Source organism: Cytobacillus praedii, assembly GCF_001439605.1.
Taxonomy (GTDB): Bacteria; Bacillota; Bacilli; order Bacillales; family Cytobacillaceae; genus Cytobacillus; species Cytobacillus praedii.
In genome coordinates this window covers 86,800-96,688 of record NZ_LMBX01000009.1, presented here as the reverse complement: position 1 = coordinate 96,688, position 9,889 = coordinate 86,800, and the positions used below count along the sequence as shown (strand labels likewise).

11 protein-coding genes are annotated in these 9,889 nt (G+C 38.0%); 3 read left to right on the top strand and 8 right to left on the bottom strand.

What is annotated here, in order from left to right; all coding sequences use genetic code 11:
- Nucleotides 1-66: 66 nt before the first annotated feature.
- The 4 genes from lepB to ASU02_RS11745 form a co-directional block, all read right to left on the bottom strand.
- Nucleotides 67-621: a signal peptidase I gene (lepB, locus tag ASU02_RS11760; protein ID WP_057763761.1), complete on the bottom strand. Its 555-nt coding sequence runs from the start codon at nt 619-621 to the stop codon at nt 67-69.
- A 20-nt stretch (nt 622-641) separates the two neighbouring features.
- A complete protein-coding gene (locus ASU02_RS11755) occupies nt 642-1,262 on the bottom strand; it encodes a TVP38/TMEM64 family protein (protein WP_057763758.1) in 621 nt (206 codons plus the stop codon).
- Between the two features lie 228 nt (nt 1,263-1,490).
- Entirely contained in the window at nt 1,491-2,426 is a 936-nt protein-coding gene (locus tag ASU02_RS11750) for an LCP family protein (protein WP_082631774.1), read from the bottom strand.
- Nucleotides 2,427-2,867: 441 nt separating this feature from the next.
- Nucleotides 2,868-4,859 carry a S9 family peptidase gene (locus ASU02_RS11745; protein WP_057763754.1) on the bottom strand — a complete coding sequence of 664 codons (1,992 nt, stop codon included), beginning with the start codon at nt 4,857-4,859 and terminating at the stop codon, nt 2,868-2,870.
- 192 nt (nt 4,860-5,051) lie between these two features.
- On the opposite strand from ASU02_RS11745, the gene ASU02_RS11740 reads away from it, so the two are divergent.
- Nucleotides 5,052-5,438 (top strand): hypothetical protein, encoded by a 387-nt coding sequence (locus tag ASU02_RS11740; RefSeq protein ID WP_057763752.1) that lies wholly within the window; start codon nt 5,052-5,054, stop codon nt 5,436-5,438.
- A 30-nt stretch (nt 5,439-5,468) separates the two neighbouring features.
- Here ASU02_RS11740 and ASU02_RS11735 read toward each other — a convergent pair whose 3' ends face one another.
- A complete protein-coding gene (locus tag ASU02_RS11735) occupies nt 5,469-6,047 on the bottom strand; it encodes a competence protein ComK (RefSeq protein WP_057763749.1) in 579 nt (192 codons plus the stop codon).
- Between the two features lie 187 nt (nt 6,048-6,234).
- Here ASU02_RS11735 and ASU02_RS11730 point away from each other — a divergent pair, with 187 nt between their 5' ends.
- Nucleotides 6,235-6,471: an IDEAL domain-containing protein gene (locus ASU02_RS11730; protein ID WP_057763748.1), complete on the top strand. Its 237-nt coding sequence runs from the start codon at nt 6,235-6,237 to the stop codon at nt 6,469-6,471.
- Between the two features lie 221 nt (nt 6,472-6,692).
- On the opposite strand, the gene ASU02_RS11725 is transcribed toward ASU02_RS11730, so the two are convergent.
- The 3 genes from ASU02_RS11725 to ASU02_RS11715 form a co-directional block, all read right to left on the bottom strand.
- On the bottom strand, nt 6,693-7,979 hold the full coding sequence (locus ASU02_RS11725; protein ID WP_057763747.1) for a M48 family metallopeptidase: 1,287 nt from the start codon (nt 7,977-7,979) through the stop codon (nt 6,693-6,695).
- 154 nt (nt 7,980-8,133) lie between these two features.
- Nucleotides 8,134-8,439 carry an AzlD domain-containing protein gene (locus tag ASU02_RS11720; protein WP_057763746.1) on the bottom strand — a complete coding sequence of 102 codons (306 nt, stop codon included), beginning with the start codon at nt 8,437-8,439 and terminating at the stop codon, nt 8,134-8,136.
- Complete coding sequence (locus ASU02_RS11715; RefSeq protein ID WP_057763745.1) at nt 8,432-9,160, bottom strand: AzlC family ABC transporter permease; 729 nt, start codon at nt 9,158-9,160, stop codon at nt 8,432-8,434. The genes ASU02_RS11720 and ASU02_RS11715 overlap by 8 nt, the downstream gene beginning before the upstream one ends.
- A gap of 145 nt (nt 9,161-9,305) precedes the next feature.
- On the opposite strand from ASU02_RS11715, the gene ASU02_RS11710 reads away from it, so the two are divergent.
- Nucleotides 9,306-9,857 carry a helix-turn-helix domain-containing protein gene (locus ASU02_RS11710; protein ID WP_057763741.1) on the top strand — a complete coding sequence of 184 codons (552 nt, stop codon included), beginning with the start codon at nt 9,306-9,308 and terminating at the stop codon, nt 9,855-9,857.
- Nucleotides 9,858-9,889 lie beyond the last annotated feature (32 nt).

The window sequence follows — 9,889 nt, the reverse complement described above, 5'->3', positions numbered from 1 at the left end:
ATTTGAAAAAATATAATTTCTTATTCTTAAATAGAAAAAGGACTCAAACTGAGCCCTTATCTGTTCTTAGAAAGAAATATCCATTTCATCCATTGGCCAGTATCTTAAATTGACCTTCCCTACAACCTGATCCACTGAGATGAAGCCAAAGTGGCGGCCATCCCAGCTTTCAAGCCGGTTATCACCGAGTACAAATAGCTTTCCTTCTGGAACTGTCTCCACGTTCCACTTCTCAAGCAATGTAAAGTCACCCGTTAACTTGCTTCCGAATGCTTCTTCCCGCTGCTTTTCTAGATAAGGTTCCTCTATCTTTTTCCCATTGATGTAAAGTTCATCATTACGATACTCAACCTTATCTCCAGGAAGCCCAATGATTCTTTTCACAAAATCCTCTTCCTTATTATGATGAAAAACAATTACGTCAAAGCGATTCAATTCTCCAATTTGATAGCTGATTTTATTGACAATTAGCTTATTTCCATTTTCAAGTGTAGGCTCCATTGATTTCCCTTCTACAACATAATTGGAAATAAAAAATGCTCGAATAAAAACAAATATAATTAATCCGATCCCAAATGCCTTGATCCATTCAATGCCTTCTTTTTTTACTGACTCTTTCAATCTTACATTCACCATCCTTCTTATTTTTCATAATTCCGGTGTTTTTTTGTACTTATATTCATTTTTATTTCTATCCTTTTTCCAACATACCACAGAATAAATATGATTACTCCTACGATAGCAGTCCGAGCTGGCTGTGTAATCAATGACTTAATATCATAACCTACAAAACTCATCGTAAAAATCATCACCATTTTTCCTGTTAATACGGCTAGCATATACTGGGCAATACTAATTTTTGATAACCCAGCTACAATATTTACAACGGCAGAAGGAGTGAATGGAAAACATAAAAGGATGAATAATGGACCGAAACCATGTCTCTCTACCCATGCCATGAGCTTTTGAACCTTTGGGCTCTTTTTTAGAAATCGCAGCATTCTTTTCTGCCCATATTTCCGAACAAGCAGAAAGACTAGAAGGGCACCGACCGTTGAACCTATCCATGATAATAAAAAACCAAACCACAATCCAAACGCATTTGCATTTGCCATGACAAATATAAAGAGTGGAAGAAAAGGCAAAAATGCTTCAAGCATTGGAAGCAAGAGCCCTGGCAACGGACCGAAGGAACGGTATTTTTCGATTAAATCCATAATATTTTCAAGTGTAAACAAATCTTTAAATAATTCGTAATCCATGTAAAATCTCCTTGAATAGAGCTAGACAATATTTAAAGTTTATCCCAGATTAACGGACTGTGAGACCCTGCTTCAATAAGTGAAGGAACGAGAAATTCTAAGTCGGGGATCAACAGCCTGTAAAAATAGTTTAACTAACAATCAGCAGGGATGATGCCCCCGCTGGCTTAATATTTATTGAATTACCTCTTGTCCTCTTATTGTACACTTATTTTCTGAAAAAGAATTTTATTTAGTGAAAAATTCACGAATTGCTTGTTTATTTTTTTCAAAGTCTATTGCTAAAACAGAACCGACCCCACTTATTCTCTTATCTTGATAGGATCCATCTACTGGAATCCTCATTGTTTCAATATCACGATTCTTTGCAGAAATGAACTCTTTTCCAATATACAGGATATCCTTTGTAGCCATGTTCGTATTGACAAATGGCGTCATCACTCCTACTAGTTTAGGCAGCTTCGCCACTGTTTGAAAACTCATCATTTGATCAGCCAAAACTTGCATCGTCTTTTGCTGGCGTTCAACCCTGCCAAAATCACCAATGGCATCATGACGAAAACGCACATACCCAAGAAGATGCTCCCCATCAAGCCTTTGTAATCCAGGCTCAAGCTGTACCCCGATATTAGCCGACATGGCCTTTTCAACTTCAATTTCTACCCCTTTTGGAAACGCCTCATCTATAAGATGAATGAACCCCTCAAAGTCTATTATTGAATAATATTGAAGGTCAATATCAAAATTCTCTTTGATCGTTTGTCTTAATAACTCAGGTCCGCCTAATGCAAAGGCTGCATTAATCTTATGTTTTCCATGACCAGGAATGTCCACATATGTGTCTCTCATAATAGATAGTAATTTATATGTCCCTCTATCTGGATGATATTGGGCAACCATAATTGTATCTGCTCTTGAACTTTCCTTCCCGTGTGAATCACTTCCTAAAAGGAGAATGCTTGTCCCTCCATACGGATCTTTATCACCATTAAATTCATATTCTATAGCTTCGCTATCTACTTTTTCTTTCGATTGCGCAACACCTTGTTTAAATTGATAATATGAATAGGCCAGAGTCCCAGCCAATAATAGAAAAAGAATGAGGACGAATGTCTTCCATTTCTTTCTTTTCGGTTTTTTATGCTGATATCTTTTATCTCTCATATTAATAATTCCTTCCTGCTTTTTTCAATTTCTAACCTTCAACAATATATGACTACTTATTTAGTAAAAAAGTTTCTTTTTGTTTGCTGGTATTTCTTGTATATTCATTATCCCCTTTAATATCTTATATTTGCAAATGCTGAATCAGAAAGATAAGCAAAAGCACCTTTATAACAATCAAACTGCACTTGTATCACCCCGGGCAAGCATAAGACAAGACTCACGAATCGGTTGTTCTTTCTCTCTTTAGGGAGGCTTGTCTTGTGAGCTTGAGGCGGACAAAAACGCGGCTGCTTTCCAAATGCATCAACTTTTAATAATGCTCGAGGTTTTCCTTGTCCTGTCGCAATGCCAGCACTGGCGTTTTGTAACCGGGAGCAGGCCGCTTCCGCTAGACAAAAATAAAATCGCAAACCTAATAAAAGGTTTGCGATTTTATTTCTATTTCAAATATTCATTAAACCAGTCTGCAATGTAGTGTAAGCGGCTGATTCGCAGATTTGGCTTTCCACTTCTTGAAAGCTCATGATTAGCTTCAGGAAAACGGATAAATTTAGCTGTTTTCTTCCGGTCTTTTAAAGCAATAAATAACTGTTCTGCCTGTTCAATTGGACAGCGGTAATCCTTTTCGCTATGCAGGATGAGGAGCGGTGTTTCCACCTTATCCACATAGGCGAGCGGTGAATGCTTCCATAGTGTTTCAATATCATTCAAGCTACTCTTAATTTGCCAATCAGTAAAATAATAGCCAATATCACTTACACCATAAAAGCTAATCCAATTGGAAATGGAACGCTGAGTCACAGCAGCCTTAAAACGGTTTGTATGACCGATAATCCAGTTCGTCATAAAACCGCCATAGCTGCCGCCTGTTACACCTAAACGATTCTCATCAATAAAATCAAAGTTTGCGATCGCATAATCCACTGCATCCATAAGATCCTCGTAATCTTTTCCGCCATAATCCCCTCGTACTGCATCAACAAACTGCTGGCCATATCCATGGCTTCCCCTTGGATTTATATACAATACAGCGTACCCTTGAGCAGCTAGACATTGAAATTCGTGAAAATACGTATTCGCATACATTGCATGCGGGCCACCATGAATTTCAAGAATTAATGGAACCTTGTCCCCTTCTTTGAAATGAACTGGTTTCATCACCCAGCCATGCAAGTCCCAATGATCTGAAGATGAAAATTCAATCGGCTCTGCCTCCGCTAGGATGGTTTCTTGCAAGAATGCTTCGTTTACGTTTGTCAGCTGCTCTAGCTCTCCTGAAGTCACGTGAAGCACAAATAGATCTCCCGGGTGCGACGGCTTGCTTAAGGCTACGACTGCACGATCAACTTTCCCGCCAGTGGAGAGTCCGTATACATGCTGGGCGTCGAGCAAAGCCGGATATAGCTCACCTGCTAATGTCCCATAATAAACAGCCGTATTGCCATGATCTGTAGCTAAGAAATAAAAGCTGTGATTATCCTCCCCCCATAGAACCCCTGGCGTGACTGCTCCTTGCTGGAAATCACCAATCGCATAATCTCCAATTAGTAAATCAGAATCCTGCGTTAGGCAATCAAGCTTCTCAGCTTCCATGTCATATATCCAAATTTTTGAGAGTGTCGCATTTTTATATTCCCTTTCATGTCCTAACATCCCAATATATTTCCCATTAGGGGACCATGTTGCACTTCCAAAGTATCCTGTACTTTCTGTCAACTGTCTTGCTTCTTTTGTTTCTGTATCGATGAGGTAAACATCACTCAGGAATGACTGATCCTTCTCCTCGCTTAAATCAGCTGTAACCGTTACATATTTTCCGTCTGGCGACCATGATTGCAGCTGATAGTCGTGCTCACCTGCCGTGAGCAAACTCCTTTCCTCTGTTCGAATATCTACGATTGCAACCTGGGTGTAGTTTCCATCCCAAAATCCATCGGAATCTGATTTATATTTCATTTTATCCACTTCAAGCGGTACAGGCCTTTTATCTTTTCTTTCTTCACTTTTATTAGATGACGATAAAGATTCACCATTTTTTAATGCCGCATTAAAGGCAATTTTCATCCCATCAGGCGACCATACAGGGTTTGCTGCACCATTTGGGCATGTTGTTAATTGGCGGGCTTCCCCCCCTTTTACATCTAAGACATAAATTTGTCCCTTTCCGTTTCGATCTGATACAAACGCTACCTTCTGCCCATCTGGAGACCATCTAGGTGAGTGGTTTCGAGTTTCACCAAATGTCCATTGAACAGGCTCACTCTTTTCATTTATATTTATGTAGTATAGATGGGAAGAATATTTATTCTCCTCTTCCAGCATTACCGTTTCAACAAATACACAATCTCTCCCATTGCTAGCCAGCTGGGGATCTGCTACTGATTTCAATTGATAAAGATCTTCCGCTTGTATAGACCGTTTTTCTGTCATTATTTTTCATCCTCCTTTTGTATGATCTTTTTTATTTCGACAATAGAATTAATTTCCCTGCTTCTCTTTTATTTTCATTTTAAATATTGGCAAATTCGACAAAGAATGCCTCTTGCAAACGAAATAATTTATCTGTAAAATTAGAACAAGTGTTCTGTTTTATTTTTTGAATGTATGAAGGAGGAAGGGAATATGACAAGAATTCCTGAGGAAGATCGCAACATACTGGAGCAGGCTATTTATTTACCAATGGTGCTGACGATTTTAAATCGTGATCTGACTGTCATAAATAAGAGCTCTTTCAAACTCCCGCAGCCCTATTTAAATTTAGTTGAGGAAACAATGAAGGTCATTCAGAAGGAATTATCGGCAGTCAAACTTTACATGAGCAAGAATAAGCTTAAAGTACAGCAGTTAAAGCGGGATGAAGCTTTCACGATGTTCCTATTTCTGTATAAAGGTTATGAAGAACAGCACAATTACTTCAACCCACGTATTCGCAACAAGGTGCAAGAGCTGATGGATTATTATTTATATAAGCGGCATATGAGCAGTTATATAAAGAGCCCGAAAAACTAAAGGTGAAGGAAGAGTGGAAAACATGCCCCCTTAGCCCTTAAAACCTCTAGTCCGATATTTGCTTGCCCTTTCTAATGCACCTATACTCCTTGTCCCATTAAAAAAATACAGTGCTTTCCGTTCTGATTCTTCAATCCTGCTAATGAGCGTTGTTCTTAAAAGAGCTGTTCTTAAAACCTGATTGTTGAAGGAATTGAAAGATACCGGTATAATTTTTGATTGTTTATTTTTAAATATTACCTCCGTATTGCCCCTATCGAAACGGTGGTAAGAAAGAATATGTTCAGATGAAATCCATATGCATTGTGAGTTGCTCGCTGAAGTAGTTGGAAAAAAATAAATGAAGTTTGTGGGGTCAATAGTAATTGGTGCTTTGTGGGTAATTCCAGTTAATTGACGGGTTCCTTCTTTACGCCCATCATAACTAGAACCAAAAAATGTACAGCTCTTTTTAATAATATCAATTGGTTTAAATGGTGATATAAATTCATCCTCCAGCTCCCAAATTTGCGAATAAATTTTCGAACCGTATGCCAGAGGCATGACAACCATCGTATTCGGGTTAATTTCATATTCATCAATTAAAGAGGATATTTCTTGGCCATTCATTTCTTCAACTCCCCTATATAAAGTTTCGCCTCCATCATATCAGGTTTATAGTAAAATAATTCATTTTTTTCAAAATGTTACTAATTTGTTCAAAATCTCCACGAAAATAATTTTCGAAAAATTCAAAATTAAGTTGAATAAATCAAGGTAACTCCATATAATAGTAAAAAGCATTGAGGTGATTTTCATGAATGAAAAATCATACACCGAGCTGATGAAAAAAAGCGCTATGAAAAAGAAGCAACTAAAGGAGTCTTTTGTATTAGATCTCTACATTGATATGCTGCTTTCGGAAATTTTACTCAAAAAAGAAAAAGCAAAGCTGATGGAAAAAATCGATGAAGCCATTGATACAGAAAATAAACGAGCATTTAATTCTCTTTCTAAACAATATTTGGAACTTACTAAACGTTTCGGCACGTAGCTTCTATCGATACATCCCCCGGTATTATGCCGGGGGATGTATCTTTTTCATTCGTTATAAGGAGCAAAGAGTATAACCCTAGTATTGAAGAATTGTCTGGCGCAAGCGTCCTATCTCGTATCAAACTTCAGGTCCTTCCAATGATAAGTCGACATCAATTTGCTCCGCTCATTGTATTTCCTTCATCGAAAAAACCGGCCCTTCCAATTTTTCCGGCGAAATCAAGGCGCTTCCGCTTTTCTTGATTTATGATTGATTTCATATTCTTCTAACATCGAGATGCGTTCGAGCATTGTAGGGTGTCCATAACGGAAAATTTTCACAAGCAACGGCGGGTTCACTTGACTTAAACCTGCGCGAGTCAATTCTTGAAATGTACCAATCGCTGCATCTGTATTCTTCGTCATTTCTATTGCATATTTATCTGCACGTGATTCCTGATATCGGGAGACGAAATTGGAAAATGGGCTTGAAATAAATAATAGCATAGAAAGAATCATTAAAAACACCGGAAGAGAACGAATGTCATTTACCGCTGGAACCTTAAGCACTTTCCCCCATTTGCCGATTACATATTCCATAATCCTTGCTGATAAATAAAGCCCAATAAGTGATAGAAGCAAATAACCGGCAATTCCAAAGTAAATATGTTTTTCAACATAATGAGCCATTTCATGGGCCATAATAAATAAAATTTGATCATCATTCAATCGGTTTAATGTTGTATCCCAAAGAACAATTCTCGAATTAGAACCAATTCCATTTACATATGCGTTAAGGGAATTCGTTTTTTCCGCCATATTCACTTCAAAAACATGTTCAGCAGGAATGTTGGCTTTAGCAGCCAGTTCTAAGATTTTTGCTTCCAGCTCTTTGTTTTTCAATGGATAAAAATCATTGTAAAGCGGATCAATAACAACTGGCTGAAGAAACATCATAAATAAAGTAAATGGAATAGACAGCAGCCATGCATACAGCCACCAGCGTTTGCGGCTTTTATTGATGAGCCAATAAAGAACACCGACAATAATGATCATCATCCCAAAGTTAACCCAAAAATCGATAAGCTCATCCTTCATCCAGCTGCTAAAGCTTTGTGTTGAAATATTATAGCTTTTGGAAAGGGAGTAGCTAATGTAGCTTAACGGTGTTGTAGCAGCAAATGCAAAGAGAGAAAGCCAAAAAAGATAAATAGCAGACTGAACAGCCTTAAATTTTGAAGACTGCCCAGCCCATTTTTTAAAAGCATTTCCTAGCCCAAGAAGGAGGACAAATAAATAAAATAGCCATTCAAACGGCGTTGATAGGAAAAACAATAAATTTCTTACTTTTGAATATTCCTCGCTTAACATGAGCTCTCTTCCATTTAAAAATGTAGCAGGATCGGCCCTTGTACCTTCATACTCAAACTGCAGACTTGTATCTGCAAAGTGAAATAAATACCAATAAAAAAATAGCCCATATATGACATATGCTAGAATTCCATAAAAGCCAATTTTCCTTGCCATTTCGCTCCCCCCAATTTGTACAGCCTTTCAATATTTAGTTTAGTATAAAAAATCATATTTAGAACTACTTGTCTGCGGAAATCAGTCACTCACTATATAGTTTGTACGATTTTTACACAGCAAAACCGGTTTTCATAGAAAACCGGTCTTTTCATTATATAATAAAGGAGTAGACAGATAATACAGCGATTGCACCTAACACGACCACAATAACATTTGCGCCTAGATAAGCAACAAGAAATGCGGCAGCAGCACCAAGTATTCCAAACCAAATATCTTCTTGAATGAATAATACACCAGGAAAAATAAGAGCGCCTAATGTAGCGGATGGAACATTTTTTAATACACCTTGAAGAAACGGGGGAAGCTCCTTTCCTTTAAAAAGGGCAAACGGCAGCATTCTTGGGATATAGGTGACCACGCCCATTCCAAGAATCATCCAGACAATTTCGCTACTCATGTCCTTCCCCCCTTTGCTTTTTCTTTAAACCTTCAATAATTTCAACGAGAACGGCGGATAGCAATGTAGCAGCAACAATAGCCCATCCAGATGATAAGGCATTGGTTAACGTAAAAATCGTGTTAAAACAAGCAGCTAGAGCAGCAAGGTACACAACCTTGATGCTTTTTTTCATAGATGGAACGAGTAAACCGATAAACATCGCATAAAGAGCAACTGACATACTCTCCTGCAATGTTTGCGGCAAACTAGCGCCAATTAAGAAGCCAATTCCTGAGCAAACAACCCAGCTCACATATGAAATAAGGTTCAACCCAAACATATATCCGGATGTAACCGTTCCTTCTTTCATCGCAGCAACAGAAAAGGTTTCATCTGTTATCCCAAAGGAATAGATTGCTTTATTAATGAAATGATCCTCTTCACTTTTTTCATTTAACGCCGTAGACATAAGGAAATGCCGAATATTTACAATAAATGTAGTTAAGATGATTTCAACGATCCCTGTTCCTAACGTTACTAAGCTTAACGAGATATATTGTGAGGCACCGGCGAAAACAACCAAGCTCATGAGCACTGTTTCGCCAATGGAAAGACCTGTCGTTTTAGCTAATAGCCCAAAGGTTAGTGCAATCGGAGCATAGCCAATTGCAATGCTGATTCCTGCTTGTATCCCTTTCCTAAATTCTGATGCAGACCTATTTACTGCTAGTTCCGCCATGAAGTCACCGCCTTTTCCATCTGAAATTTCTAATAATTAGTTTTAAAAATATACTATAATAGCTATAATGGATAGTATAAAAGACATTTAGTTGATTATATTATACATATGTGCGTTATAATAAACAACTATTCCGGAGGAAATAATGGAGAATATTCAAAAAAACATCGGAGTCAACCTAAAGAATATTCGTAAAACAAGAGGATATAGTTTGGATACGGCAGCTGACATTACTGGGGTCAGCAAAGCCATGCTTGGACAAATAGAACGCGGGGAGTCCAATCCAACCGTCACAACATTATGGAAAATTGCGACAGGGCTTCAAGTCTCATTTTCTTCCTTAATTAGTGAAAAGCCCTCAGATGTTCTTCAAGTTGATTTACAGGCTATTTCACCAATTATCGAAAGTAATGGAAATTACCGGGTATACCCCACTTTTCCATTTGACCCGCGAAAAAAGTTTGAAATATTCATCGTAGAAATTGAGCCTGGCTGTCAGCATACGGCAGATAAGCATAATGAAGGCGTGGAAGAGTATGTTACGGTCATGACAGGCAAACTTGACATGCATATCGGTGAGCAGAAAATCCAAATCGAGCAAGGGAACTCGCTCCGTTTCTTAGCAAACAAGGCTCATACGTATAAAAATAGCGGATCAGAGATTATCAGACTTCAGGTAGTCATGTATTATCCATAATTGAAAGGCATATCACAAATGGCGTGATATGC

Coding starts and splice junctions, on each gene's coding strand:
- ASU02_RS11715 (WP_057763745.1), bottom strand. CDS start 9,160: ATGGCGGAACTAGCAGTAAATAGGTCTGCATCAGAATTTAGGAAAGGG.
- ASU02_RS11720 (WP_057763746.1), bottom strand. CDS start 8,439: ATGAGTAGCGAAATTGTCTGGATGATTCTTGGAATGGGCGTGGTCACC.
- ASU02_RS11725 (WP_057763747.1), bottom strand. CDS start 7,979: ATGGCAAGGAAAATTGGCTTTTATGGAATTCTAGCATATGTCATATAT.
- ASU02_RS11740 (WP_057763752.1), top strand. CDS start 5,052: ATGACAAGAATTCCTGAGGAAGATCGCAACATACTGGAGCAGGCTATT.
- ASU02_RS11745 (WP_057763754.1), bottom strand. CDS start 4,859: ATGACAGAAAAACGGTCTATACAAGCGGAAGATCTTTATCAATTGAAA.
- ASU02_RS11755 (WP_057763758.1), bottom strand. CDS start 1,262: ATGGATTACGAATTATTTAAAGATTTGTTTACACTTGAAAATATTATG.
- ASU02_RS11710 (WP_057763741.1), top strand. CDS start 9,306: ATGGAGAATATTCAAAAAAACATCGGAGTCAACCTAAAGAATATTCGT.
- ASU02_RS11735 (WP_057763749.1), bottom strand. CDS start 6,047: ATGAATGGCCAAGAAATATCCTCTTTAATTGATGAATATGAAATTAAC.
- ASU02_RS11730 (WP_057763748.1), top strand. CDS start 6,235: ATGAATGAAAAATCATACACCGAGCTGATGAAAAAAAGCGCTATGAAA.
- ASU02_RS11750 (WP_082631774.1), bottom strand. CDS start 2,426: ATGAGAGATAAAAGATATCAGCATAAAAAACCGAAAAGAAAGAAATGG.